Raw genomic sequence first — 24,550 nt, forward strand, 5'->3', positions numbered from 1 at the left:
TGGCGTCAACCTTGAATTTAAACTGTTTTTTCTTCCCACATGACGCCATCTCTTACCATTGAATTTAAGATGATCACCATCTTTCTCACGCAAGCTATTATGGCAACTTTTTTCGGTTTGCCCGCTCCAACTAAGCGCTCGTAAAACACCTTAAATTTTTGATTGCACTGCATTGCTGACATCATCGCCATAAATAGAACCGTACGGACTTGGTGACGCCCACCTTGAGTAACTTGCTTACCCTTGTACTTTCCACTTTCTTTATTCATCGGTGCAACGCCAACAAGTGACGCTACTTGCTTGCTATTCATCAAACCGAGTTCTGGTAGATAACTAATTAACGCTGCGGCTGATCTTTTCCCTATGCCAGGCATGCTTTGCACTAACTCACTCTTCGCTCTGTAATCTGGGCAACTTTCTATCAGCTTTGCTAGCTCATCGTTCATCTTACTTATTTGCTTTTTCAGTAGAACAAGCATCGCTTTTATATTGGGTTGAATGGCCTTTGACATAATCTGCAGACGATTCTTTTCCTTAGTTTGCATCTCTATTAACTGGTTTCTACGCCTAACAATATCTGACATCTTCTGCATATTCTCTGGCTTCAGCCTAGATAACTTAGGTTGTATTACTTCACCGAATTGGGCTATTAACGCCGCATCCAGCTTATCCGTCTTAGCTCTTCGCCCTATAGCACCTGCAAAGCGCTTAACATGAACTGGATTGACGACACTGAACGGTATGTCAGCCTTGGCACAAGCAGCGACAAATTCAGCTTCATAACGTCCCGTTGACTCAATAACTACACGCTCAATGTCGAGCTTCCGCAGACGTTTTATCGCCTCGCCAATGCCTTTCTTGTTATTACTGACTTTGAAATATTCGTCTAATGGACGAATATGAATATCGAGAGAATCCTTACCGGTATCTACACCTACGTTTATGTTTTGCACTACGGTTTTATTCATAATAAGCTAACTCTGGTTTGCTAAATACGAGCTCGGGGCCCAGTCGACTATTCGAGTATGTTGCTTGGAGTACCGTGTAGCGTTCGAGTTTGTTATCGGTCTCTCTATTGAGGATCCACTCAATCGCCGAACTACTACACAGCCAACTTTGGTTGCAGCCAAAGTCTGGGCCTCACTTTACCCATCTTCGAAAAGGAATGTCGTGTATTTAGGGAAGAATTATCCATACAACTCAATAAACTCACTCACTGCGTTTGCTGGGACGCATACACGCAGGGCGGCTTCCCCATTATGCCCTGCGTGCCTGCGCCCCTTATTTAAAAGTTAGGTGTGTATCGAACATGGAAGTAATCGAGCGTGTTGAAATACTTGAAAACGGTCAATTGATATTAGTTTTAGCTAGTGGCGGTAACTCTAGTTATCAACACATTTATCGAGAAGCCGCTGAAGTGAAGTGGGATAGCAACTTAAAAGCATTTACTTCTCCACCACCAAGAGAGTGGAGTCATTCAGATTGGTTTCATCACATACTCAAAGTCGCCAAAAACTGTAATATTAATCTAGCAACAAATATTCAAACAGCTTGGGTTAATATCCCAACTGATGTTAAAAATGGAATGCTTGCAAGTAAAAACACCTAACAAGGCCATAAAGTAGAGGGACATAAAACAGTTGGTTTGTCGCTCGTGCCTCGCTAAAGTATAACCAACTGATTTTATTGCCCCTTATGGCGGCGTTAGGTGCTTCATGAAAACAGAAAAGGAAATTCTCGCTGAATTCGTCGCGCTAGTTTTTAAGACTAATGAAGCTTTCGATTATCTATCTAAAGAGAGTTTAATGAAGGGCTCTCTGACGTCAGTTCGCCTAGCCGCAAATGACGCGATAGAAATTTCATCTCATATGCGCAAAACAGATCAAGCTGCTCTAGATTCGAAATTGCTGTCTATCGGATTGCCGTCTTTAAGTTCATTTCAAAACAAAAATTTCAGAGAATTCATGAAAGTCTTAAATCGAGGTAGTATTAAAAAGGAGCAGGAATATTGTTTGGTTCGCTCTATTTCAGAAACAGAAATGTTAAGTCACGAACAGCAAGAGAGTGCATATTACATGCTAGAGTGTTATGAACAAGCACGCACCTAACAAAAAAATTAAGTCACTCACTTCGTTCGCTGGGACGCATACACGTGGGCTGCTTCGCATTGTAGCCCACGCGTATGCGCCCCTTATTTAAAAGTTATGTGCCATGATTAAATTACTACCCACTGAATATAAAGAATATTTGGAATTCACCAAAATTTACTACGGTGAAACCTCTTTAGATAATGCTGATTATTTTGACTTAGAGCCATTGCACTCAATACAAGAATTGAACGATGACATTAAAATAAATGAATACGTGCCCGGTTTTATTGCTTTCGCCTCAAATGGCGGCGGTGAAATATATGCATTTAACCCTGCGGGAGAAATCTTTCTTCTTCCTTTAATTGGCATGGCAAATGATACTGCAATTAAAGTGGCAGATTCGTGGCAGCACTTTTTAAATCATGTAGTTAGCACATAACAAATAACTGTAGCCGCTCGCTGGCACTCACTGGGACAATAACACGTAGGCTCAGTCGCTTCGCTTCCATTTTAGCCTACGTGTTATTGCCCCTAAGTTGGGGTGTTATATTGCAGGAGTAACATGGAAAGTCAGCTCGTAGTTTCATCAATATGGGAAGATGAATCTTTATTTGAAATCTCTATATTCGGTAGTAATGGGCAGTTCTCTGGCCAAGCAGATTGCTATACAAATAGAGAGGAGATTGAGCATCTGGGAAGACTTCTTGAGAAGTTTCCTCGAACCACAAAAGATGAGTTCGAGTTCAAAAGCCGTTCCACCCCTGATCTTTCTTATTTTTCCATTCATGCTTTCTGTACAGACAGTTCTGGCCATACAATGTTTGCTGTTACTATTGCTCACATCGAATCTTTCACTAATGTCAGAAACGAAAGCTATAAAGTTAACTTTGATATGAAAGTCGAGCCTCAAGCAATTTGTAACTTTGGTATACAGCTTCAGCGCATAGCGGTTAACCCTCTTGGTAAAACAAAGGCTGTATTGAAAAATGCAATATAACAAAAAAATTAAGTACGCCCGCTGCGCGGGCTGGGACGCAAACACGCTGGGCGGCTGCGCCATTATGCCCTGCGTGCCTGCGCCCCTTATTTAAAAGTTATGTTTCAAGGAAAGTTGAGTGAAGGTATTCTTAGTAGCCGCGCTGGCGCTATCACTAGCAATTAATGTATATCAGCTTACGTTCAGCCCAAAAGCTGCGAACTTAGTCATAGCCAATTCGTCCCAAGCGGAATGCATTAAAAAATTACGCTCGTCGTCTAGTGAGACAAATGTCATTGGCCCTAACTTTCTTTCCGGTTATTTAGCACTAGACCTTAACCTCAACTCCAATACCTCTTTCAGTACAGAAGTATCTGGCTGTTATTTTGACAGTTACATAGAAAACGTTACTGTAGAGAACCTAGCTGAAAATGTTCAGCTTTTACGCTCAACGGGCAGTAATAGCGTTACATTTTTCAAAGACGCAACTTCTGACAAGTTCACTGTATACGGCCAGAGTGAATGAAACATAACAAACAACTGTAGCCGTTCGCTGGCGCTCGCTGGAGAGTTCCCCCTATAAAGTAGACACCTAACTAAATATCAGGTAGGTGTAACATGGCAAAGATAGGCAGTGCGGAGCGGGTCGTTGAATATTCTCTGGAATTTAAAATCCGGGTGGTTAAGTTAACGCTAGCATTGGACGTTAAAGCGAAGGATGTTGCGAGTGTCCTAGGGCTGCATCCAATAATGATTTATCGCTGGCGACAAGAGTACCGAGCAGGTAAATTTAAAGAAAAGCCGACGAGAAGAATTTCAATGACTAAAGAGACCTCTGATAACAAAAAAGAGCTCAGTAAAGACAAAGAAATTGCACAGCTCAAAAGAGCCCTTGCGGACGCTCAGAAGGAAAACAACTTTCTAAAAAAGTGGGATGGGTATCTGAAGGAACAAAGTCAGAAAAATTCTCGTTCATAAACGAACGCCGTGATGAATTTGGCATCAGATACCTTTGCTCTCAACTGCAAGTTTCAACGAGCGGCTTTTACAAATGGTTTCATAATGGGCTTAGCCGTCGTCAAGCGCTTAATAGCGAACTGACAAAAGAAATCCATCGTCTCTACACACTCCATAAAGAAAATTACGGCAGCCCTCGCATTCATAAGCAGCTGCAGGCTCAAGGCTGGCAAGTCAACCATAAAAGAGTTGAGCGAATAATGCGCGAACAAAAGCTAATCGGTAAAGCCGCTAAAATATATCGCCGCTATCCCCTGCCAGAAAACACCTGCAACAAGGTAGGTAACCTTATCTTGGAGCACGTAATCCCACGCCGACCGAATCAACAATGGTGTGGCGACGTAAGCTATTTAAAACTCAATGGACAGTTTATATATCTGGCGGTTGTTCTCGATATGTTCTCTCGAAAGGTCATTGGCTGGTCACTGGATAGACAAAGGAAAGTATCGCTAACCATTAACGCACTGGATATGGCGGTTAAATCGAGAAAACTTTGCTCTGGTTTGATATTCCACAGCGACAAAGGGACCGAATATGCCTGTCATGACTATCAAAATCATCGAAGAAAGTGTGGGATAAAGCCAAGTATGAATCGGCCAGGAAAGATGACGGACAATATCTACGTAGAGACGTTCTTTAGGACATTTAAAACCGAAACATACCATGGTGAAACGTTTAAAGATGAAAACCACTTACGAGAAACTACACAATGGTACCTTGAAGAATATTACAATAATCAGAGAATACACTCATCCTTGAACTTTAAAACACCACAGCAATATGAAAGTATGTAACTCAACAATTGAAACGAGTGTCCACTTTTATGGGGGAACTCTCTGCCTGCGCCCCTTATTTAAAAGTTAGGTGTCACAAAGTATGGATACATCAGTAGTTTTTAAAACAGAACTTTTTCAGCCATTTCTGCCAGAAGATTCACAGGTCAATCCAAAGGTCTATGGCGCAGAATTAGCTTATTGGCTAGCTAAAGAACTTGCGGGACAGGGAATTTATACATCTTACCCTGAATACGAAGATTGGGGTTGGTTCATTGAGTTTATAGTAGAAGATAATGAGTATTGGTTGTGTTGTGGTAACTTTGAAGATGAGGAGAATATGTGGAAATGCTTTTTAAAAAGGCACTCAAAAGGACTCTTCAAAAAGACACTTGCATCGCTCGAGCCAGTGATTCCACTGCTAAATGCAGTAAGATTGCTACTAGAAGAAACCCCAGAAATTAGCAGCATCGAATGGAGTAGTTAGCATGACACCTAACAAAACGCTTAACACGTTCCCTTCGGTCACTGGGACAGTAACGCAGCGGCGCTTCGCTATTATGCCGCTACGTCACTGCTCGTTAGCTTAGCGTTAGGCCTATAGAGGTAAAACATGATTTCAGAGGCAGATTGGAAACACTTCAAACGAGTTAAGGCAGATGCATTAGATAAATGCTGCCAGCAAGTTTTGGAGGATGTGCGTAAAGGAATCGATAATCCCGAACTTTCAGATCATGCAAAATATCTTTATTTGTATAAATTGATGGAAAACAGCGACAAACGTATCGCCAACATATTCGATTACAATGCAAGGTCCAAAGCTATGCTGCAACTTGCATTAATGAAATCAGATGGCCTTCTAGAGGCTAAGCAAATCAATGGCTTCTCAGATGAATTACAAAGTTTTATTAATAGCCATGACTAACTTATCAGCACGGCCTAACAACTCAATAAACTCACTCACTTCGTTCAACGTACGTAGACACTGAAAGTGATGAGTTACTATTTAACGATAAAGAGTGCACTATTGATGGGACTGTTTATCGATTAAACTCTTGGAAAGACTTTCATGACAAAGATGCAATTACAGTTTTTGAGTTAAAAAAGAAAGGCATCCTGGTAACAAACAGCTATTGTATTGGTATTAGGTTTTCCGCTTATAAAGAACCTCTACTGTTGAGTCAGGAACAATTATGGGAAATAGGAATTCCATAGAACGGGATCTAACAAACGCTTAAGCCACTCCCTTCACTCGCTGGGACGCTATATTTACAGGGAATTTTTGTGAATAAAATACATAGTTATTATCTAATTGGGTTCATACTCTTTTCTGCAATTTTAAATGAATTCTTAGGAAGTGAAAGTATCGGGGTAAAACTACTTTATTCAGTTTTATTAATTACAACTTTTGTTTTTGCATCTCTATTTCATAGCTTGAAAGTCAGAGTTGCTAGAGATAAAAAGACTAGCATCAAGTAATGTACACATAACAAATTTATCAAGCATCATTACGGCCAAAAAACAAGGAGTCATTTTTAATATGAGTATTTGGCAAATTATCATTTTTATTGTGCTTTTCAGTCTAACGCTGTTACCAGTATTAGTTGCCTTAACATCTAAGAAAGCTAAGGGGGTACACAAACTAGTTTGGTGCCTCGTTTCATTATTCTTTTCATGGTTAGGCTTTTTAGTTTATTACTTCTTTGCTGTCAGAGGTATGAGTGAGCGCAACGCATAGTATAACAACCCAATCAACACACTCACTTCGTTCACGCAGGGTGGCTTCGCCCGCTATTTAAAAGTATGGTCACTAAGGAAATTTCGTGCGAATTTTAATTGTTTTTTTATTATTTCCTTTGGCTGCTTTCGCAGATGAGTCGAGGCTTGTAGAGCAGTTTTTTGGCCAAGATGGACTAGATAATAAAAGAGAAGTGTATACCGGAGAGATGTTGGAGCATTATCTGGATAAGCCCACTTTAGGCGAGGACTTACCAAAAGGCACCAATGTTAGCCTTCGAGCACTTGAACAAAGCCCGCGAAGAGAAATTTACGCTGTATTACTAACGAAAGAATGAATATCTCAAGATTGGTATATCTATTTGGTAAACGACCAAAACAAATGGAAAATTTCAGCCGTTAGAAATCTAGCATTACCAAGTATGTTCTTTATGTCCCTGCAGGCGATACAAAGCAAACCCAATAGAACAAAAGAAGAAGAGAATCACTATCAGAACATGCTTCTTACTTTGCAGTTGGATTCGGAGCTTAAAGAATACTTGCATAAAAATATTGGTAGCTTAAATGCGATAGCCTTTGAGGCTAAAACAAGTCAGAAAAAGGCTACTGAATCTGCTAAACATTTAAATCTAAATCTAGTAGGTTACGACTCAAGTAGTGGCATAGTTGACGTCAACGTAGGTGGGATTTTAGATAACTCGGTTGGCTACCTGTTTGTACCACCTGGCACTGAAGTGCCCCAAATGTCAGATGAGGATTATATCTATATTGAGCATGTCACAGGAAATTGGTACGTGTACAAGACAACGTAACCATAATAAAACCAGTATAGAATCTCTTAAAGCCTTTACCTCTGTGTCTAAAATTGACATTTCTCAACTTCAAGAGGAAATTATCGTGATAGACAAAACATCAAAAGAATGGAACAAAGAGCCATTATGGGTCAGGTTTTTGTTGTGGGGAGTAGCGATATAACAACTCAATAAACTCACTTCGTTCGCTAGAACGTCTATATCTGGCCCAAGTGTTTAGTTTCTTCATCAGCACTAAATTGTATGCGAGTATCCATGGTGAACTCTCTATTCGTGTGCACACAACTGTTAGCTCAGGCATTGAGTTAAAGCAACTAGCAAACGCCTAAGTCGCAATCCGCGGGGCGGGTCGAGAGTTCCCCCCTATAACGTAAACACCTGAACTAAATATAAGTTAACTGTAAAAGAAATTACCGAGCAACCTTATGACTCATACTGAAATACATCGTTCACAACGCGTAGGTTGGTTGCGCGCAGCAGTGCTTGGTGCAAATGACGGAATTGTATCTACTGCAAGCCTTATCATCGGTGTTGCCGCTGCGAGTACTGCCCATGAAGACATTCTTCTCGCTGGTGCTGCAGGTTTAGTTGCTGGGGCTATGTCTATGGCTGCTGGTGAATACGTTTCAGTTAGTTCTCAATCAGATACAGAAAATGCCGATCTCGCCATAGAGCAAAAATCACTGGATCAAAATTTTGAATCTGAAAAAGAAGAGCTAGCAACAATATACGAAGGTAGAGGCCTTGAACCAACTCTGGCTAAACAAGTTGCTGAGCAGCTGATGGCTCACGATGCTCTTGGCGCTCATGCCAAAGATGATATCGGAATTTCACAAAGCGCTAATGCGCAGCCCATTCAAGCGGCTTTCTCGTCGGCGGGTGCTTTCACAGTAGACGCTGCACTTCCTTTAGCGGTTGCCTGGTTAGTGCCACAAGAGCTACTTATACCTATCGTCGCAGCTTTATCTTTAATGTTCCTCGCCGCTCTAGGTGCGATCGCAGCGCGTGTTGGCGGTGCATCTATTTCCGTGGGTGCAACCAGAGTGACTTTCTGGGGTGCGCTTGCAATGGTATTGACAGCAGTTGTAGGTCGCATCTTTGGAGTGGTTGCATGACAATGGGTTTATTTACAATAGCAGCCTCTTTACAAGTTAAGCTTTCATGTAGGAATTGGAGTGAATTGAAAGTATGAGTCAAGCGCAAGAATACGTTTCAGGGGTGGGGAAAATAGAACTGGGAACAGTGTGAGAAATGTCTTGTAACAATCTGCTGTACCCGCTAAACACGCCTTGGGTGTTATATTTCTAGTTAATTTGATCAGGGAGGTTATATTAATAGATGGACAATATTGATGCTGAATTAGCTTTACAGAAGATAACTAAAATTCAGAACTTAGAGAAAAAATTTTCTCGTGTCTACTACGTTCCTGGTTTTGCGTTTCTATTCGTTGTCATTTTTATTTTCATCAACAACGTATTTATCTCCCCTATTGATAATGGTTATTTAGCCATTTTATTGGCCTCCAATATCTTTGTAACGGGAAATGCTGCAATGAAAAGAACAGAGTACCTTAGACAAATAATCGCGCTGAAAGAAAGCGAGTGCATTGCACGTTAGCATTCTTGGCTAGTTAGCAGGTAAACAAGGCTAGTGGAACAATTGAAGTTTATTTTTATCGTTCTCATTTTCATATTTATGGGTGGCTGTACCACAGGTAAGCTTTACTACACAGACAACAGAGGCAAGCGCAATTTAGGCTGTGATGTAGCGTTTACTAGTTTGCCAAGTGTCGATAAATATGCTGTGGAGTATGCGCTTAGCTTGTGCGCGAAAAACTACGAGAATGCACCTCTTACCTCGGTTCATCGCACAGCAACCAGCAGACATGTGTTTCTTGGCGCCAAGCTTATCCCACGTATTATTACCCCAAAATGAAGTTAGCTGCTTAGAAGGAAATTTATGCTCATTACGCCCACAGTGCTCTACGAAGCCAGTTACAAAGAATACATCAAAGAGCTGGGAAACGAAGAACGGTACCCTTACCCGCTTGACTTAGACCATTCAAATTTTGCATCTTTTGTTAACCTATTGAATGGCTATTCCAAGGGCGTAAACTTGCCAGAAAACTTAGTTCCCAATACGACATTTTGGCTTATTGAAAACAGTGAAATTGTCGGTTGTTCCCATCTAAGGCATTGTTTGAATGATGCATTACGGTTTGCAGGAGGTCATATAGGGTTGGGAATAAGGCCTTCTAAGCGTGGGCAAGGCTATGGTATGAAACTCCTTAATCTAACGCTAGAAAAAGCCTTTGAAATTGGCGTCGATGAGGTACATATTCATTGCTACAAGAGTAATAAAGTTTCATCATCGCTTATAGCGTCATCGGGTGCTAAATTAGATTCTATAGTTGAAACTCAGGGTAAAAACGAACAGGTGCTTCGATTTGTTCATTCACGCTGCTAAACTAACAGTCAAAATATCTCGCTATCTCGGCTTGGACGCAAACACAGGTACCACTTCTTACTATAGGCGCCCCCCTTATTTGCCGCGTTATGCACTTATAAAATATGGAAATTAAATGAAAACCAAATTAACAGCCATTTTGATAGCGTCAGCTATTTCATCAGGATGCGCATCCACCTCTAACAAAACGGTGGGTGATTTTCTTGACGGTGCATCTTCTAGTGCAGAAAAAAGGGAACAAGAAGAATCGAACGCAATGCACGCTAAAAAGAATTCACCCGAAACCGATGCTATAGAAGACACTATGTCAGGTGTAATTACCGCCCTTTTTCGTGGCATATTTGGCTCAGAATAAAGGCATCAAAAACTAAACATTTTTTAGCATTTGAGCGCTTAAAGGAAAAACAAAATATGAAATTTAAAAAGAGCCACTTTTTACTATTTTTAACCTCACTCTTGCCAGCACTTGCTTCAATTGCTGCCCCGCAAGCCCTTAGCGTGGAACAAGATGGTATTGTGGGTCACTATTATCAGCCACCCGCTAATTCCTACAAACAGCCTGTTATCGTACTTGGTGGTTCAGAGGGCGGCATTCCTACCAAGCTTGCTGAAGTCATCGCCAATAATGGTCACCCTACGTTAGCCATTGCTTATTTCAAAGCCGATATGCTTCCCAGAGAATTAGAAGAAATTCCCCTCTCCTATTTCGAAAAAGCGACAGCTTGGCTAAAACAAAAACACCCTGCACAAAAACATATCACGCTCATCGGATGGTCTAAAGGCGCCGAGTTGGCGTTGCTGCTTGCTTCTCGCGACAACGCATTCGATAGAGTAATCGCGATTGCACCAAGCTCAGTGGTGTGGGCAGGCATTCTAGATGATTGGCAAACGGTACCGGGCTCAAGCTGGAGTCACAACAAAAAGGGATTACCCTTTGTTGCCTTCAATCCAACCGGACCTGTTGAAGGATTGTTAGACCTATATACCCAATCTTTACAAAATAGAACGGATGGAGGAAGTGCGACAATCCCTGTTGAAAATATTCGCGGAAATGTTGTGCTTTATTCGGGGGGAATGGATGAAATATGGCCGTCCTCTTCTATGGCGGCTTCAATCTGCGAACGTATGATAGAAAATGAACGGTCTCGTTGTAAGCACATTGATTACCCAGAACTAGACCATCTGTTAGATTACAAGATGCTTAACGCCTCAGAAGACTTGTATAAACACTTTGTAAACAGCATCGCCGGCAAACAATAAAGAATAATTCTCTAAATCGACCTAGGGTTGGTTCAATCCAATTCAAATACGCTACAGTGGCGAGCTAGACAAACAGGGACTGAAAGTTGAAAAAAGTTGCGATTATAACTGGGGCTAGTAGGGGTATTGGTGCCGCTACCGCTTTTACGCTATCTAAAAAGGGTTACCATGTTTGCATCAACTACCTGAAAAATGAAAAGCTTGCGAAAGCTTTATGCACTTCAATTAACACCAGTGGCGGCGTTGCAATTACTCATAAAGCGGATGTCTCAGAAGAGGCAGAAGTTCAAAGCATGTTTAACAAAGTTAACGCTGAGTTCGGCACCGTCACGCATCTAGTCAACAATGTGGGCGTACTATTTACCAAAACCCCATTTTCTGACATCAGTGCCGAGCGCTTCACAACAATACTGACTACAAATGTACTTAGCGCCTTTCTTTGCGCGAAAGCTTTTATGAAACAAATTCAAAGTGATGGCGCCATTGTGAACGTGTCTTCGGTTGCATCTCGTACAGGGGCCCCGTTTGAATACGTTGATTATGCTGCATCAAAAGGCGCTATGGATACGCTTACCACAGGTATGTCGTTAGAACTTGCTAGCCAAAATATTAGAGTCAATAGCGTGCGCCCTGGCTTTATTGCCACCGATATACATGCAGACGGAGGTGAACCCGATCGCGTAAATCGCCTAAGCTCACAAATTCCGATGGGACGCGGAGGCAATACACAGGAAGTGGCAGATGCTATCGCATGGTTATTATCAGATGAAGCATCTTACGTAACAGGTTCATTTATTGATATTGCGGGCGGTAGATAAGTTAGAATAATCACAGACTACATTTATGCAATTAATACGCAGTAAAAAATTCGAGTGAATTTCCACTTGATAGATAAAAGCTATCTCCAATTACTATTGCTAACTGTAGCCAATTATTTAAGCTATTAGCGTGATGATATTACATAACAAAAAGGGCGGTTTGTATTACAGTATCTGTTTGTTAACGCATTTATGTGTTTCGTTTATAATTTTACAACGTGAAGAAACGTTGCTGGCGTTTTGCGCAAAAGACGAAACCATTTTAAAATTTGCTAACCAGCTTTAAAACTAACAAACGATATTTTAACGCAGAGGTATACATTATGTTTACTAAAGAGATGGTGCATTCGGCGCTACAAACGTGGTGCGATAATGTTGTAAAAGTTGGGAAAGTACATACCGAAGGTGGAGACGTTCAAGCGTTTTCTCTTCAAGTGCTCTCTGACAGCTATGATTATGATAATGGCCATGTTTTGTTTAAGCCTACTTTAACGTTTGGCCAGCACACGTTCCGCCCTACCAAAGAAGGCGCGCTTTCTTACTTTGTTGGCGGAAACAGCGATTACCCCAACGACAATGGTTTTAAACTTAAGCCTTGGGTTAAAGTGTGGTACAGCAAAGAAGATTTTATTTTAAACGGCGAACTGGCCATTGTGCAGTGCAACGTTCATTTTATTGGGGATGACGACAGTCACATATTTGTGAACAAAAGCTTTGTCTTTAAGCAGTGTGAAGATGGCAAGGTTCGTATTATTTTGCACCAATCTTCATTGCCATATCAGCCATAAGAGGCCTATTAAAGATTAACTCATCGCGCTGCATTTTATCATAAGGTAAATGCAAAGCGGTATTCGCGCTAGCGATTACGCCTGTTATTTTCTAGCTCACTTTCAAGCATGCCTTCACGCTGATTGACCGGAAGCATTTGCTGGTCGAATTCACTATGAGTGATTGGTTTCGTTATAAGCCAGTGGTTCATTTTCGCAATTGAGTGAATTCGTTAAAACTGCTACACAAACTGGCTTCTGGGTTTTTGCACTAGGATCGTGACTAAACGTGCAGCCTGGCAGTGTAGACAGTGCGCCCAGTGTCGCTAAACATATAGCTGAACTTGTTATAGTCATACCGCCGTGTTTTAACATTTTAAACCCTATCTTATTTAGCAATTCTTTATTCAGAGCATAGTACTTTATAACTATTCACTTTAAAGCGCACTCCTTCTCTACTTCAAAACTATATCAGATATAAGCATAAAATGATTAACAATGGGTATATTTTCCATTATATTTCATTGAGGCTATACGTAGTTAATTCTCAATGGAAATGGACGAAATGAACATAGAATCAAAAGGATCTTTGGTAGTTGTAGGTACAGGAATTACTGTATCTGGCCAAATGACCTTAATTACGGAAAGCCTACTTAAAACAGCCGATATCATATTGAGCGTTGTCACGCAGTCGGCGCTAATCAATTTAAAAATGATAAACTCGAACGTGGTGTGTTTACGCCACCTTTACGAGCAAGGTAAATCTCGGGCAATCACCTACCAAAAAATGACGCAGCGCATCGTTGATGAGGTGAAGGCGGGAAAAAAAGTGGTCGCAGCATTTTATGGTCATCCAGGCGTATTTGTGAATCCCTCCCATGAAGCCATCAAACAGTTAAAAGAAGAAGGTTATAATGCCGAAATGTTACCGGGAATTTCTGCTGAGGACTGCTTAATTGCTGACTTAGGATTAGACCCCGCGCATTATGGATGCCAGTCATATGAGGCTACTCAGTTCCTGCTTAGGCAATACACTCTAGATCCTCATATGATGCAAATTATCTGGCAGATTGGCAGTATTGCTGATTTTACCCATAACAAACACCGAACATCGCACCCAGGCCTAATGCAGCTTAAAAACGAATTGTTAAAGTACTTTTCTCCTGAGCACAGCATTATCGTTTATGAAGCCTCTACCATCCCCATTGCCGCTCCTCGAATAGACTATCTTGAACTAAAAGATTTAGCGGCGGTAATACCAAAACCTATCACTACTTTGGTGATCCCTTCTAAAGGATTACCAGATTTTGATATGAAATCGATGGCAGAACTAGATTTAACCCCTGCCCTTTTTGAACAGAAGTTGTTTGGCTAAAAACCTAAGTGTCTAACCACATAAAATAAAGGAATAAAAAATGAATGATTTACTAGTAAAATTTTTGATCGCTATGGATAAAGATGAAAAATTAAAACAGCAGTATGTCAGCGATCCAAAAGGAACTGCTGAAGCTTTTGGTCTATCTGACGAAGATGTTCAAATATGCGCGAAAAACGATATTGATGCGATAAAAAGCCGATGTGAAGCTGAAGGTGCAGACAACCTAGAAATCAGTCACTCGAAATAGGTTGATACTGGCGAGATGGATATAATTTCATGAGATTGTTGTGGCTTTTGTGGGTAGTGCTTTTAGCACTCCCCAGCTTTTCAGTGTTTTCTCAAGACGCAACTGTCGATATTGATAAAGTACTACAAACCGCCGATAAGAATGTGTTCGTTAATCCCACCCTAGCCAAAAAACTTCTTAATCAAGCCGAACGGTATTTGGCTGACAAAAACCTACCCGCCTACCAAGCGCATTTACTTAACCTAAAAAGTCACTCGTACATTCTTGAGGGTAATTACAAGCTAGCCTATGAAATGGCAACCCAAGCAAAAAAGCTCGCCACAGAGGCCAATAACCAATTGCAACTTGCTGAAGCCTTAAGACGACAAGGGATAATAACCTATTTCTTTGATTTATATGGCGAGTCGTTAGAATTGCTCCTTAATAGCCTGAGTATTCATCAGTCGTTAGACACCAGCTACATACAAAACACGTTGCAAGCCATCGGAAATTTGTATTCTAAATCGAATCAATGGGCCGATAATTTAATAAATACAGGTGAACAACTGGTCGCAGAATCGATTAAACGCGGCAACACTTATTATGAAGAGCAAGGGTACGGGTTTATTGTGTCAGGCCTTTTGGCCAAGGGAGAAGTAAAACAAGCGAAGTCGTTAATTGACCACGTAAATACTAACCCCGACAAATTCGCGCCTATCTTAAATTTCTATCTTGCAAAAACTTACCTGCAATTAGGCAACTACGAAGAAGCACTCTCTGTTACTGAAGAAATTATTAAGCACGCTGTGCTTGGAAAGCATCGCCAACGTGAGCTAGCGGGCCTTACACTGCAGTCAGAAGTCTTACTCAAACTCGAACGCATTGATGAAGCCAGCCAAACTGTTTTAAAGCTCCTATCTATTGCAGAAGATTTAGACATTACTGAATATCAGTATGAAGGCTTAAAGATGCAGGCCAATATTGCGCTTCTAAAGGGCCAATATCGCGATGCCTATCAGTTTCTTTTCCAACATTCAGAATTGAAGCAGCAGGTTTTTGATACGCGTCAATCGGAGCAACTAGCGTTTAACAGAGCCCGATTAGAAACCGACCAAAAGATACGAAAAATTACTCAATTAGAACTTAGTCAGCAACTGTCAGAACAAAATAGTACGTTCCAAGTGTACATCATTGTCACTATTTGCTGTGTCGCTATTCTTTTATTTTTTATGTTTGTTATCACGCTCAAACAGAAGCGAGAATTGCGAGAGCTTGCGTTAAATCTACAAAAAGCCACCGACGCGAAGTCAGAATTTTTAGCCCGCATGAGCCACGAAATTAGAACGCCTGTGAACGCCATAGTGGGACTTACAAAGCTGACGCAAAAATCTGTTGTAAATGAAGAACAGAAAACCAACCTAACCCAAATTGAACAGTCGTCACAAACCCTGCTGGGGGTTATTAACGATGTGCTAGATTTTTCAAAAATTGAAGCGGGTAAACTTGATATCGAATCTCAGGCATTTGAACTTGACAAACTGGTCGAGCAAGTCATTCGGTTACACGGGTTAAATGCTAGAGAGAAGCGTATAGAATTATTACAGTACGTGGCAAGAGATGTTCCCTTGCAAGTGTCTGGTGATGCCCTGCGTATTGAACAAGTACTGAATAACCTACTAAGCAATGCTATTAAATTTACCGACGAAGGCATGATATTCGTATCAGTCAATAAAAAATACTCTGAGCACGGCGTGTTACTTGAGTTCTCAGTAAAAGATACAGGAATTGGCCTATCTACCAATCAGATAGAATCTTTGTTTGATGCCTTTACGCAAGCTGACGAATCGATTACCCGTAAGTATGGCGGAACTGGGTTAGGCTTATCAATTTGTAAGCACCTTGTCTCGTTGATGGGCGGGGAAATATGGGTAGAAAGTAAGCTTGGTCAAGGTGCTACTTTCTTCTTTACTGTGTTAGTTGAGCACCATGATCAGCTGCCACAACCCGGTTCATTGGGTAACTTAACGTTATCCGACTTAAAAGTGTTGGTGGTTGACGACGTTATGCTGTCTAGACAAGCAATAGCCGAAGCGTTACTACGCATCAATATAAACCCAGATTTGGCCACAGGGGGTAAAGAAGCGCTTATGCATCTGCGTACCGCTATGGCAAGTAATGCACCGTATGATTTAATCATTATTGATTGGAAAATGGCAGATATTGATGGCATCGAGTTGGCCTCAATTATCAATCAGGAATTCAGTCAAGGTAAGCCGAATATTGCGATGTTGTCAGCGTATGATATTGAGTCACTTAAAACCCTCGGGCGACCAGTGGGCGTAGAGTATTATCTGCAAAAACCTGTCAATAGCAGCTCGTTGCAGAATTGCTTACTGAGAATGTCTACACGGGGCAAACCTCAAATGGCAACGTTAGAAAGCGATGCCGAAGCGCCACCCGATTTTTCTGAAAAAAATATCCTGCTGGTTGAAGATGATGCGATAAATCGTAAAGTTGCCAAGCTGTTTTTAGCCGATACTAAGGCCAAGGTCAGTGTTGCAGAAAATGGCTTAATTGCTTTGCAAATGTTGCAGCAAGAAAGCAGATTCGATCTTGTCTTGATGGATATGCAAATGCCTGTGATGGACGGGTTAACTGCGGCTCAAAAAATTCGAGAAGAGTTAAAGCTAGATGTTCCGATTGTGGCGATGACAGCCCACGCTATGCAAACAGAGATAGAAAAAAGCTTTGCTGTTGGTATGAATGCACACATCGTAAAACCCGTTAAGCCTGAATATTTGTATCAGGTGTTAAATGAGCAGTTTATAGAAGAAGCTTAAGCCTAACATTCAGAAAAAGCTGGGCCCCAATAATAACCTTAAGTTTAAGAACACATACAGGAACAAAGCTAGGAACAAAAAAAGCGGTTAACCTGTTTAGGTTAACCGCTTTTTATTAATGTTTACGTGTTAGTTGTTGGGGGTTAGGCGTTAGCAAAAATACACGCCTAAATTTCAGCGCTTTTAAAATAAAGCTATATAGGTGAACCCGGTGGTAACGGCTTCACGTCGAACGCCCCAGACCAATGCCCTGATTTCCAGTATGTATCGAAGTACTTATGTAAAACTTCATCAGCATCCCTATCGCTGTCATCATCTAGCCATTCGTCAAACTCCAATAACGCACTGTGCATCGCCATTTTAGCTTCTGGTGCTAATGCTGGGTTTGTTACGGCTTTCATTATGGCGTTTAATGCAACTAACTGTAGACGGGTAGCAACCAAATCACCTTTACCGCTACGTTTGTGTTTTGCACGATACCAATGCACGTTTAATATCTGGCGCACTAGCCCTTCCACACCCACGAGTTCCTTTGTACGGCTACTTTGCCATGCTAAACGATTCAAACGTTCTGGGTGTAGTAATAGCGACAATGCAAAATCACTAGCAGAGGCAGCTGCAGATACTGGGTCGAGCATAAGCCCCATTTTTCCTTGAAAATGTTCGCGGGTAACATCATCACCGTACGCAGTAGGCGGAATGAGTGACAACACGCTTTCAGGAATAGCTAAATAAGGCACGGTAGTGGCAGTAATAAGCTGCTGCATGGCACGTTGCTGTACCTGTGGCGCTACGTCTTGCTGGCCTTGTGGCGTGGTGTAATCACCTTTACGCTCGTATTCGTAAATCAAACCTCCCACTTGTTTTGCCACCGCTTCTAGTTGAAAACGATGTAGCAAGTAAATAGGCACTAACGCATTTTCCAGAGAAGACAAGCTCGCATTTGGTTTCAGTGTATTCATTCCCAGTTGATCAAGCGCATGACGACGAACCGCAGAGATTTCATCAAAGGCATCTAGCGGATCGGCACCGTTTTCCCACATGTGACCGTTTGCCGAACTATGACGTGAACTTCTGGTATCAGAATCAGACTTAAACGCTAGACCTTTATTACGGGTTTTTACAATTTGCTTAGCCAAGCCCTCGGTTTCTTCTGCGCTAGAACCAAACTCTTGATAGCCATAGACAATAGCGTGTTTGTCCCACGCGCCAATACCCTTATCGTAAGCCCCTTCAAGGCTTACTTTTCCACCTTTTAAAGTAATTCGAGGGTGTGGATAATCCATCACTGAAGCCATGTCGTTTTCACTGGCAGCAAAGTTGTGCGCTATACCTAGGGTATGGCCTACTTCATGAGCCGAAAGCTGCTTGATGCGATCTAACGCCATTGCTTCTTGTTCTGGTGAGCTAGCATTATCACCCGAAAATGGGCTTGTAAGCCCTAATGCGATTAAATAATCTTGGCGAACACGTAACGAACCTAATGTTACGTGACCTTTAATAATTTCGCCTGTACGAGGGTCGACCACGGACGAACCATAAGACCAACCTCGGGTGGCGCGATGCACCCAGTTGATCACGTTGTAACGTACATCCATGGGATCGGCATCTTGGGGCAACACTTTCACCTGAAAGGCATTTTTATAACCTGCCGCTTCGAAAGCTTGGTTCCACCAGCTGGCGCCTTCTTTTAATGAGGACATCACCGGTTCTGGAATACCTGGGTCTAAATAATAAACAATAGGTTCAACCGCTTCGCTTATAGGCGCATGGGGCGATACCTTGGCTAGACGGTGGCGTGTAATAAAGCGCTGCTCCGTAGGCTCATTAATTGCCGTAGAATAATCGAAATAGCGGAACTTCCAATAACCTGAGTAGGGATGGTAAGCACGCGGTGTATAACCATCGTCAGGCAATGCAACAAATGAATGATGAAGGTGAACAGAAAGGTTCTCAGGATCTGGCGTGACATCAGATACATAGTTGCCAGGCTTGCTGCCAGCGAATGTGACTAAGGCTTCAAGCTCGGTGTTTTTCTCAAAACCCTTTGTGCGCGGTAAATACACCCCGCTGCGGTTTTTGTCTGCTTTAAAGCTGCCTTGTTTTTTAGCTGACAAGCGATTGCCAATGCCATGAATATCGCTGAATAAAAAAGGTGTGTAGTCGATTAAATTAGCACTATCGCTTTTTGCCACTATAACAAAGCCGGCTAATACCGAACTGGCAAAGGCTTCATTAATACTTTGCTTTTCAGCTGCGCTACCATGGTCCGCGCGGTACTTAGTATTCAACTGCTTCAACATCAGCTTATTGCCAAAGCGTTCGAAGGTAATTAAGCGAGTACGCCCTAACTGGCCTCTATCTAAACCAATATCGTTAGAGCCTACGCCGTAGGGTAAGCTGCTTTGAAATAAAAACTGCTGCTCATTGTTGGGTATCGATAAATACACTTTGTCAGTTTCATCATCGTAATATACGGGGATGAGGCCTTCTTTGGCGGACATCTCTTTGGTGAATTCACTAATGGTGGGTAACGTTGCCCACACAGGTGTCGCGAAAAAAGCGGACATGACAACAACCGTTAACCACCTAATAGCGCTAAATGAGAACCACTTCTCAACCTTTGCCTTTTTATCACTTTGTTTGTTTTCGACTAACACGACTGATTTCCTTTTAAATAACGCGAGCGCTGTATTTTACTTTTTATATCATCACAACTTATACCTCTTCTACCCTATCGTAAGTGTTTGATTATGCATATGGCTATTCATCGAAAAACACCGTGTATTGCGTGAATTTTTAATGGGTAAGGTTTTAGCTTAGTCGCTGATGATTAATGCTTGTGTGTATTGCTATTAAAAGTCGCAACTTGAACCACTATTGGTCATGGCTGCTGGCTAACGCTACCTGCTTTTGCCTATTAGATATGGCGACTTTATTGGTAATTAGGTTTGCACAGTTGATATAGTACGGGGCATTGTTACCCTACGTTGTAAGAAAGCATGTTGAAGTACGCTACTCGAGCCACCACCCTATCCCCTTTTTTAGCCATGGCCTATGGTGAAAAAGCCACTGCGCTTAGCAATCTAGGACACGATGTTATTCGGTTAAATTTGGGTGAGCCCGACTTTGGCGCGCCCACGCCGGTTGTTGACGCTATGAAGCAATCGCTAGCTCAAGCTGATTACCCGTATACTTCAGCACTAGGCTTGCCTGAACTTCGTAGCGCCATTGCCCAGTTCTATAAAACACAGCACAATGTTGATATTCCAGCTTCGCGCATTGTGGTGACCGCTGGCGCATCTGCGGCTTTGTTATTAGTCAGCGCTGCGTTGGTTGAAAACGGCGATAAGGTGATACTTGGCGATCCTTCATACCCCTGTAATCGTCGATTTTTAAACACGTTTGGCGGCGAAGTTACGCTAGTGCCGACTTCTAGCGAGCAACAATTTCAGTTAACCCATGACGATGTAACACACCATTGGGATAGTAAAACCAAAGGCGTGCTTATCGCTAGTCCGGCTAACCCAACCGGCACCGCTATTGCAGAAAAGGAACTATATAGTATTGGTGAAACCTGCAAGCAAAATGATGGATTTCTTATTGTTGATGAAATTTATCTCAACTTAGATTTACGCGATAGCTCGCCTTCTGCTGCAAAGCAACCTGCCCCACTCAACACGGTTTTGGCGAATGAGCGCTTGCATAACAATACTATTGTGATTAATAGCTTTTCCAAATACTTCGGTATGACAGGCTGGCGCTTAGGTTGGTGTGTGGTACCCGAAGGTATGACCCAAGTTATGGAGCGATTAGCACAAAACCTATTTATTTGCCCCTCTACCCTAGCCCAGCAAGCTGCGCTAGCGTGCTTTACACCGGAGTCACTTGCCCAATGTGAACAGAAAAAAGCACAATTGCGCACACGTGCTACGTTTGTGCTGGACGCCATTGCAGATATGGGCTTAAGTATTGACGCTACACCAGACGGCGCGTTTTACGCGTATATCAATATTGAACCTACGGGCCTTAACGCCATTGAATTCTGTGACCATTTATTAGAAAAAGAATATGTGGCCTTAACACCTGGCGATGACTTTGGTGAACATAATGCCACCCGTTATGTAAGGCTGTCGTTTGCAACAGAGATTGGCCGGTTAAAAGAAGGCTTAACCCGTATGAAACGATTTGTTGAAACCTATATTCGCTAACCGGTATCTCGTCGCTTTTATGTATTTTGTTTTATCTATTCTGCTTTATCGAGCACTGCGTATTTAATAACTGGTGGCGAATTGCATGTGCATTCACACCCAAATCAATACTCAATTATTACCTAAAAAAATAATTTAATGTGTATGGATTGCGTATATTGGTTGCACATAAGTTTTCCATGAAATATACAAAACAGGACACGTTATTTATGAGTGATCAACGGGAATTTGATGTAGTGATTTTTGGTGCCACAGGTTTTACCGGTAAATTAGTTGCTGAGTATTTCCAGAAGCAGTATGGCAGCGACAGTAGCGTAAAGTGGGCTATTGCCGGGCGCAACGAAGCCAAACTTGCGGATGTTAAGGCCGATTTGGGCATCAGCGACACTGTAATAAGCATTGTTGCAGATGGTGAAGACGACGCTGCATTGAATGCGCTGACTAAACGCACCTCAGTGGTACTAACCACGGTAGGGCCTTATCAAATTTACGGCGAAAAACTACTTTCTGCGTGTGTTGATACCGGCACGGGTTATACCGACTTGTGTGGTGAGCCTGCGTGGATGCACCAGATGATTAACAAGTATGAAGCCAAGGCAAAAGAAACGGGAGCCAATATTGTTTTCTCGTGCGGGTTTGACTCTGTACCTTTCGATTTGGGGGTTCACTTCTTACAAGAACACGCTAAAAAGCAAACCGGCGAAGCGATTGAATACGTAAAAGGCCGTGTAAGAAAAATGCAGGGTACGTTTTCTGGTGGTACAGCAGCCAGCTTAAAAGCCACGATGGTAGCAGCACATAAAGACAAATCGATTATGTCTGCACTGATTAATCCGTTCTCGCTTGCTGATGCTAGCCAAAGTCACCCACAGCCAGATGGCACCAAGCCCTACTACGACGAATCTTTAGGTTCGTGGGCTGCGCCATTTATTATGGCGGCTATCAATACCAAGAATGTACACCGTTCTAACTACTTGGCAAACTTCGCCTACGGCAAAACCTTTCAGTATGATGAGATGATGCTTACTGGCCCTGGCGAGAAAGGCGAAGCGATGGCGAACCATGTTGCCCAAGACAAATCATTAGGTGGCGAGGGTGGCCCTAAGCCTGGTGAAGGCCCAAGTAAAGAAGAGCGGGAAAATGGGTTTTACGATGTTATGTTTATCGGTGAAGCAACTAATGGCGATACCCTTGCGGTATCAGTAACCGGAGACAAAGACCCGGGTTATGGCTCAACCAGTAAAATGATTTCAGAATCTGCCCTTTGTCTTTGTAAAGATGTGTCACTTTCTGGCGGCTTCTTTACACCTGCATCTGCATTGGGTGATAAGTTGATTTCTCGCCTCACTGAAAAAGCAGGGCTTACGTTTACTATCGAGAAGTAAGCGGTTTTCAAATAGTACCCATTTAACAAACGCCGGCTGCTTATTGTTAAGCACCGGCGTTTTTCTATTTAATCTTTCCCCATTGCATTACCTACACTCCAATTAAACTAATAGCTCGTCTGCAAAGTATGCATATGAGAGCAAAAGTTTAATAAGGAGCACCGCCATGGCCAAGCAACACGCAGCACAGATTAAGAACGACGACACGTATGAAGCGCTTCGGGATAAAGGCTACAGCAAAGAAAAATCAGCCAGAATTGCCAACGCGCAAGCTAACGATGAGCAATCGCCCTCGAAAAAAGGCGGTGAAAGTAAAAAATATGAAGAACGTACCAAGAAAGAGCTTTACGACAACGCTAAAGAAGTAGGTATTTCAGGCCGCTCAACCATGAGTAAAAGTGAGCTTATTGATGCGCTACGACATCATTGATACTGCATTGAGGGTGCTTTACTAGAGAAAGCGTATTTTGAATTCTAATGCGTACTAGTAAAGGTAGGGTTAAAAGCCGATGGTTTTGCTGTTGACGTACCCCATAGAGGTATCAACAAAACCACCTGCATTTAGTCTTTATATTGCGTTACAAACTTATGCTAAAACCGTTTTTAATGCTTTTACGCAAGCATCCGTTTCTTCAGGAATACCTACACTAATGCGCGACCATGTGTCGTAGCCAGGCCATGTTCGGCCAACTACTTTAATTCCTTGCGCCTTCATTAACTTTGCAAACTCGTCGTGCGGCATACCGGTATCCATATAGATAAAGTTGCCTTGCGGGTTTTTCGCATAAGCGTGGCCTAGTGACTCAGCAGCAGCTGTTAGCTTCTCACGCTCAACTTTCACTCGCGTACGCATGGTATTTAAATTTGCATGATCTTCCATGCTAGCCATGCCCGCAACTAATGCTAAGTAGTTCACCCCCCCCATACGCAACATGCCACCTAATTGCTTTGCTTGTTCAGCGGGCAGAATGGCATAACCTAAACGTTGGCCTGCCATAGCATGGATTTTAGAGAAAGTACGGCAGATAACCACATCATGCCCTTCAGCCACTAACTTTGATTGTACGTTAGCAGGATAGGCGTCTGACATTTCGATATACGCTTCATCGATAAATACCTGCGCTTTTTTAGATACCCGCTTTGCAAACGCGGTAAGCTTAGCGGCATCTACCACTGTGCCCGTCGGGTTATTGGGGTTACAAATATACACAGCAGTGGTGCCTTCAGTAACCGCAGCTTCAATTGCATCTAAATCGAAATTCATATCCGCATCTAGCGGAACGTAAGTGACGTCAGCGCCCATGAATTCGGCCCCACGAGGCACACCCTCGTATGTAGCCATAGACGTTACCAATTTATTGCCGTTCTTCGTAATCCAATCGGCGTAGCCAAATAAGATGGGAGAAGAACCATTGGTAACAATAATTTGATCTTCAGATACCCCCTCTTGTGCAGCAATTTTACTTTTAAGCACATTAACGGTTGCATCTGAGTAGCGCGCTAAGTTGAATAATTCACCTTGCATGGCATCTACCGCTTTAGCTGAAGGGCCAAAGGCGTTTTCATTAGACGATAAACGTACAAGGCCGTCACTCACATTAGGAGTAGCAGTAGGAAAATGATCCGTTTTCATACCCGCTGCGCTAAGCTCTTTAACGCTAGAGTCTACACATGCTGTTAGCGCCACTGCGCCTGCACCTATTCCTACTGACTTTAACCAATTACGACGTGATGAATTAACTGAAGGATTATTTTTTATTTCTTGTTTCATTTGCCACTATGCCTAATAAGTAC

General features: G+C 42.3%; 28 protein-coding genes. 25 read left to right on the top strand and 3 right to left on the bottom strand.

Going from position 1 to position 24,550, the window contains the following annotated elements:
- Positions 1–17: 17 nt before the first annotated feature.
- Positions 18–968 carry an IS110 family transposase gene (locus FLAVO9R_RS11665; RefSeq protein WP_159531466.1) on the bottom strand — a complete coding sequence of 317 codons (951 nt, stop codon included), beginning with the start codon at positions 966–968 and terminating at the stop codon, positions 18–20.
- Between the two features lie 341 nt (positions 969–1,309).
- On the opposite strand from FLAVO9R_RS11665, the gene FLAVO9R_RS11670 reads away from it, so the two are divergent.
- The 22 genes from FLAVO9R_RS11670 to FLAVO9R_RS11775 all read left to right on the top strand — a co-directional run bounded on the left by FLAVO9R_RS11670 (position 1,310) and on the right by FLAVO9R_RS11775 (position 17,160).
- Positions 1,310–1,609: a hypothetical protein gene (locus FLAVO9R_RS11670; protein WP_159531468.1), complete on the top strand. Its 300-nt coding sequence runs from the start codon at positions 1,310–1,312 to the stop codon at positions 1,607–1,609.
- A 106-nt stretch (positions 1,610–1,715) separates the two neighbouring features.
- On the top strand, positions 1,716–2,108 hold the full coding sequence (locus FLAVO9R_RS11675; RefSeq protein WP_159531470.1) for a hypothetical protein: 393 nt from the start codon (positions 1,716–1,718) through the stop codon (positions 2,106–2,108).
- A 103-nt stretch (positions 2,109–2,211) separates the two neighbouring features.
- Positions 2,212–2,529, top strand: coding sequence for an SMI1/KNR4 family protein (locus FLAVO9R_RS11680; RefSeq protein ID WP_159531472.1), 318 nt, complete (start codon positions 2,212–2,214; stop codon positions 2,527–2,529).
- 123 nt (positions 2,530–2,652) lie between these two features.
- Positions 2,653–3,087 carry a hypothetical protein gene (locus tag FLAVO9R_RS11685; RefSeq protein ID WP_159531474.1) on the top strand — a complete coding sequence of 145 codons (435 nt, stop codon included), beginning with the start codon at positions 2,653–2,655 and terminating at the stop codon, positions 3,085–3,087.
- 118 nt (positions 3,088–3,205) lie between these two features.
- Positions 3,206–3,592 carry a hypothetical protein gene (locus tag FLAVO9R_RS11690; protein WP_159531476.1) on the top strand — a complete coding sequence of 129 codons (387 nt, stop codon included), beginning with the start codon at positions 3,206–3,208 and terminating at the stop codon, positions 3,590–3,592.
- A gap of 92 nt (positions 3,593–3,684) precedes the next feature.
- A complete protein-coding gene (locus tag FLAVO9R_RS11695; RefSeq protein ID WP_159531487.1) occupies positions 3,685–4,044 on the top strand; it encodes a transposase in 360 nt (119 codons plus the stop codon).
- Positions 3,996–4,877: an IS3 family transposase gene (locus FLAVO9R_RS11700; protein WP_159531489.1), complete on the top strand. Its 882-nt coding sequence runs from the start codon at positions 3,996–3,998 to the stop codon at positions 4,875–4,877. Before FLAVO9R_RS11695 ends, FLAVO9R_RS11700 begins: the two co-directional genes overlap by 49 nt.
- Before the next feature lie 82 nt (positions 4,878–4,959).
- Positions 4,960–5,343 (top strand): hypothetical protein, encoded by a 384-nt coding sequence (locus tag FLAVO9R_RS11705; RefSeq protein ID WP_159531491.1) that lies wholly within the window; start codon positions 4,960–4,962, stop codon positions 5,341–5,343.
- Positions 5,344–5,469: 126 nt separating this feature from the next.
- Positions 5,470–5,781 carry a hypothetical protein gene (locus tag FLAVO9R_RS11710; protein ID WP_159531493.1) on the top strand — a complete coding sequence of 104 codons (312 nt, stop codon included), beginning with the start codon at positions 5,470–5,472 and terminating at the stop codon, positions 5,779–5,781.
- Positions 5,782–6,679: 898 nt separating this feature from the next.
- Complete coding sequence (locus FLAVO9R_RS11715; protein WP_159531495.1) at positions 6,680–6,931, top strand: hypothetical protein; 252 nt, start codon at positions 6,680–6,682, stop codon at positions 6,929–6,931.
- 24 nt (positions 6,932–6,955) lie between these two features.
- Positions 6,956–7,405: a hypothetical protein gene (locus FLAVO9R_RS11720; RefSeq protein WP_159531497.1), complete on the top strand. Its 450-nt coding sequence runs from the start codon at positions 6,956–6,958 to the stop codon at positions 7,403–7,405.
- A gap of 425 nt (positions 7,406–7,830) precedes the next feature.
- Positions 7,831–8,520: a VIT1/CCC1 transporter family protein gene (locus tag FLAVO9R_RS11725; protein WP_159531499.1), complete on the top strand. Its 690-nt coding sequence runs from the start codon at positions 7,831–7,833 to the stop codon at positions 8,518–8,520.
- Between the two features lie 223 nt (positions 8,521–8,743).
- The gene (locus FLAVO9R_RS11730; RefSeq protein ID WP_013783715.1) at positions 8,744–9,022 is read left to right on the top strand and encodes a hypothetical protein; all 279 of its coding nucleotides are present in this window, start codon (positions 8,744–8,746) and stop codon (positions 9,020–9,022) included.
- A gap of 33 nt (positions 9,023–9,055) precedes the next feature.
- Positions 9,056–9,340, top strand: coding sequence for a hypothetical protein (locus FLAVO9R_RS11735; RefSeq protein ID WP_159531501.1), 285 nt, complete (start codon positions 9,056–9,058; stop codon positions 9,338–9,340).
- 24 nt (positions 9,341–9,364) lie between these two features.
- A complete protein-coding gene (locus FLAVO9R_RS11740; RefSeq protein WP_013783713.1) occupies positions 9,365–9,871 on the top strand; it encodes a GNAT family N-acetyltransferase in 507 nt (168 codons plus the stop codon).
- A gap of 115 nt (positions 9,872–9,986) precedes the next feature.
- Positions 9,987–10,226 carry a hypothetical protein gene (locus FLAVO9R_RS11745; protein WP_159531503.1) on the top strand — a complete coding sequence of 80 codons (240 nt, stop codon included), beginning with the start codon at positions 9,987–9,989 and terminating at the stop codon, positions 10,224–10,226.
- A gap of 56 nt (positions 10,227–10,282) precedes the next feature.
- Complete coding sequence (locus FLAVO9R_RS11750) at positions 10,283–11,131, top strand: acyl-CoA thioester hydrolase/BAAT C-terminal domain-containing protein (protein ID WP_159531505.1); 849 nt, start codon at positions 10,283–10,285, stop codon at positions 11,129–11,131.
- A gap of 86 nt (positions 11,132–11,217) precedes the next feature.
- Positions 11,218–11,949: an SDR family oxidoreductase gene (locus tag FLAVO9R_RS11755; protein ID WP_159531507.1), complete on the top strand. Its 732-nt coding sequence runs from the start codon at positions 11,218–11,220 to the stop codon at positions 11,947–11,949.
- Between the two features lie 323 nt (positions 11,950–12,272).
- Positions 12,273–12,737 (top strand): hypothetical protein, encoded by a 465-nt coding sequence (locus FLAVO9R_RS11760; protein WP_159531509.1) that lies wholly within the window; start codon positions 12,273–12,275, stop codon positions 12,735–12,737.
- A gap of 544 nt (positions 12,738–13,281) precedes the next feature.
- Entirely contained in the window at positions 13,282–14,091 is an 810-nt protein-coding gene (locus FLAVO9R_RS11765; RefSeq protein ID WP_159531511.1) for an SAM-dependent methyltransferase, read from the top strand.
- A gap of 40 nt (positions 14,092–14,131) precedes the next feature.
- The gene (locus FLAVO9R_RS11770) at positions 14,132–14,341 is read left to right on the top strand and encodes a hypothetical protein (RefSeq protein ID WP_159531513.1); all 210 of its coding nucleotides are present in this window, start codon (positions 14,132–14,134) and stop codon (positions 14,339–14,341) included.
- A gap of 29 nt (positions 14,342–14,370) precedes the next feature.
- Positions 14,371–17,160, top strand: a complete 2,790-nt coding sequence (locus FLAVO9R_RS11775) for a tetratricopeptide repeat-containing hybrid sensor histidine kinase/response regulator (RefSeq protein WP_159531515.1) — start codon at positions 14,371–14,373, stop codon at positions 17,158–17,160.
- A gap of 194 nt (positions 17,161–17,354) precedes the next feature.
- Here FLAVO9R_RS11775 and FLAVO9R_RS11780 read toward each other — a convergent pair whose 3' ends face one another.
- Positions 17,355–19,730 (bottom strand): zinc-dependent metalloprotease, encoded by a 2,376-nt coding sequence (locus FLAVO9R_RS11780; protein WP_220099903.1) that lies wholly within the window; start codon positions 19,728–19,730, stop codon positions 17,355–17,357.
- Between the two features lie 432 nt (positions 19,731–20,162).
- Here FLAVO9R_RS11780 and FLAVO9R_RS11785 point away from each other — a divergent pair, with 432 nt between their 5' ends.
- The 3 genes from FLAVO9R_RS11785 to FLAVO9R_RS11795 all read left to right on the top strand — a co-directional run bounded on the left by FLAVO9R_RS11785 (position 20,163) and on the right by FLAVO9R_RS11795 (position 23,186).
- On the top strand, positions 20,163–21,371 hold the full coding sequence (locus FLAVO9R_RS11785) for an aminotransferase class I/II-fold pyridoxal phosphate-dependent enzyme (protein ID WP_201299262.1): 1,209 nt from the start codon (positions 20,163–20,165) through the stop codon (positions 21,369–21,371).
- 209 nt (positions 21,372–21,580) lie between these two features.
- Positions 21,581–22,756 carry a saccharopine dehydrogenase family protein gene (locus tag FLAVO9R_RS11790; protein WP_159531519.1) on the top strand — a complete coding sequence of 392 codons (1,176 nt, stop codon included), beginning with the start codon at positions 21,581–21,583 and terminating at the stop codon, positions 22,754–22,756.
- Between the two features lie 166 nt (positions 22,757–22,922).
- Positions 22,923–23,186 carry a DUF7218 family protein gene (locus tag FLAVO9R_RS11795; protein WP_159531521.1) on the top strand — a complete coding sequence of 88 codons (264 nt, stop codon included), beginning with the start codon at positions 22,923–22,925 and terminating at the stop codon, positions 23,184–23,186.
- A 156-nt stretch (positions 23,187–23,342) separates the two neighbouring features.
- On the opposite strand, the gene FLAVO9R_RS11800 is transcribed toward FLAVO9R_RS11795, so the two are convergent.
- Positions 23,343–24,527, bottom strand: a complete 1,185-nt coding sequence (locus FLAVO9R_RS11800; RefSeq protein WP_159531523.1) for a pyridoxal phosphate-dependent aminotransferase — start codon at positions 24,525–24,527, stop codon at positions 23,343–23,345.
- Positions 24,528–24,550: the final 23 nt, after the last annotated feature.

The sequence above is a fragment of the Alteromonas sp. 38 genome (assembly GCF_902506055.1).
GTDB lineage: Bacteria > Pseudomonadota > Gammaproteobacteria > Enterobacterales > Alteromonadaceae > Alteromonas > Alteromonas lipotrueae.

Coding starts and splice junctions, on each gene's coding strand:
- FLAVO9R_RS11710 (WP_159531493.1), top strand. CDS start 5,470: ATGATTTCAGAGGCAGATTGGAAACACTTCAAACGAGTTAAGGCAGAT.
- FLAVO9R_RS11795 (WP_159531521.1), top strand. CDS start 22,923: ATGGCCAAGCAACACGCAGCACAGATTAAGAACGACGACACGTATGAA.
- FLAVO9R_RS11750 (WP_159531505.1), top strand. CDS start 10,283: ATGAAATTTAAAAAGAGCCACTTTTTACTATTTTTAACCTCACTCTTG.
- FLAVO9R_RS11775 (WP_159531515.1), top strand. CDS start 14,371: ATGAGATTGTTGTGGCTTTTGTGGGTAGTGCTTTTAGCACTCCCCAGC.
- FLAVO9R_RS11780 (WP_220099903.1), bottom strand. CDS start 19,730: ATGTCCGCTTTTTTCGCGACACCTGTGTGGGCAACGTTACCCACCATT.
- FLAVO9R_RS11680 (WP_159531472.1), top strand. CDS start 2,212: ATGATTAAATTACTACCCACTGAATATAAAGAATATTTGGAATTCACC.
- FLAVO9R_RS11705 (WP_159531491.1), top strand. CDS start 4,960: ATGGATACATCAGTAGTTTTTAAAACAGAACTTTTTCAGCCATTTCTG.
- FLAVO9R_RS11725 (WP_159531499.1), top strand. CDS start 7,831: ATGACTCATACTGAAATACATCGTTCACAACGCGTAGGTTGGTTGCGC.
- FLAVO9R_RS11740 (WP_013783713.1), top strand. CDS start 9,365: ATGCTCATTACGCCCACAGTGCTCTACGAAGCCAGTTACAAAGAATAC.
- FLAVO9R_RS11670 (WP_159531468.1), top strand. CDS start 1,310: ATGGAAGTAATCGAGCGTGTTGAAATACTTGAAAACGGTCAATTGATA.
- FLAVO9R_RS11760 (WP_159531509.1), top strand. CDS start 12,273: ATGTTTACTAAAGAGATGGTGCATTCGGCGCTACAAACGTGGTGCGAT.
- FLAVO9R_RS11785 (WP_201299262.1), top strand. CDS start 20,163: ATGTTGAAGTACGCTACTCGAGCCACCACCCTATCCCCTTTTTTAGCC.
- FLAVO9R_RS11770 (WP_159531513.1), top strand. CDS start 14,132: ATGAATGATTTACTAGTAAAATTTTTGATCGCTATGGATAAAGATGAA.
- FLAVO9R_RS11685 (WP_159531474.1), top strand. CDS start 2,653: ATGGAAAGTCAGCTCGTAGTTTCATCAATATGGGAAGATGAATCTTTA.
- FLAVO9R_RS11765 (WP_159531511.1), top strand. CDS start 13,282: ATGAACATAGAATCAAAAGGATCTTTGGTAGTTGTAGGTACAGGAATT.
- FLAVO9R_RS11730 (WP_013783715.1), top strand. CDS start 8,744: ATGGACAATATTGATGCTGAATTAGCTTTACAGAAGATAACTAAAATT.
- FLAVO9R_RS11790 (WP_159531519.1), top strand. CDS start 21,581: ATGAGTGATCAACGGGAATTTGATGTAGTGATTTTTGGTGCCACAGGT.
- FLAVO9R_RS11675 (WP_159531470.1), top strand. CDS start 1,716: ATGAAAACAGAAAAGGAAATTCTCGCTGAATTCGTCGCGCTAGTTTTT.
- FLAVO9R_RS11665 (WP_159531466.1), bottom strand. CDS start 968: ATGAATAAAACCGTAGTGCAAAACATAAACGTAGGTGTAGATACCGGT.
- FLAVO9R_RS11695 (WP_159531487.1), top strand. CDS start 3,685: ATGGCAAAGATAGGCAGTGCGGAGCGGGTCGTTGAATATTCTCTGGAA.
- FLAVO9R_RS11800 (WP_159531523.1), bottom strand. CDS start 24,527: ATGAAACAAGAAATAAAAAATAATCCTTCAGTTAATTCATCACGTCGT.
- FLAVO9R_RS11745 (WP_159531503.1), top strand. CDS start 9,987: ATGAAAACCAAATTAACAGCCATTTTGATAGCGTCAGCTATTTCATCA.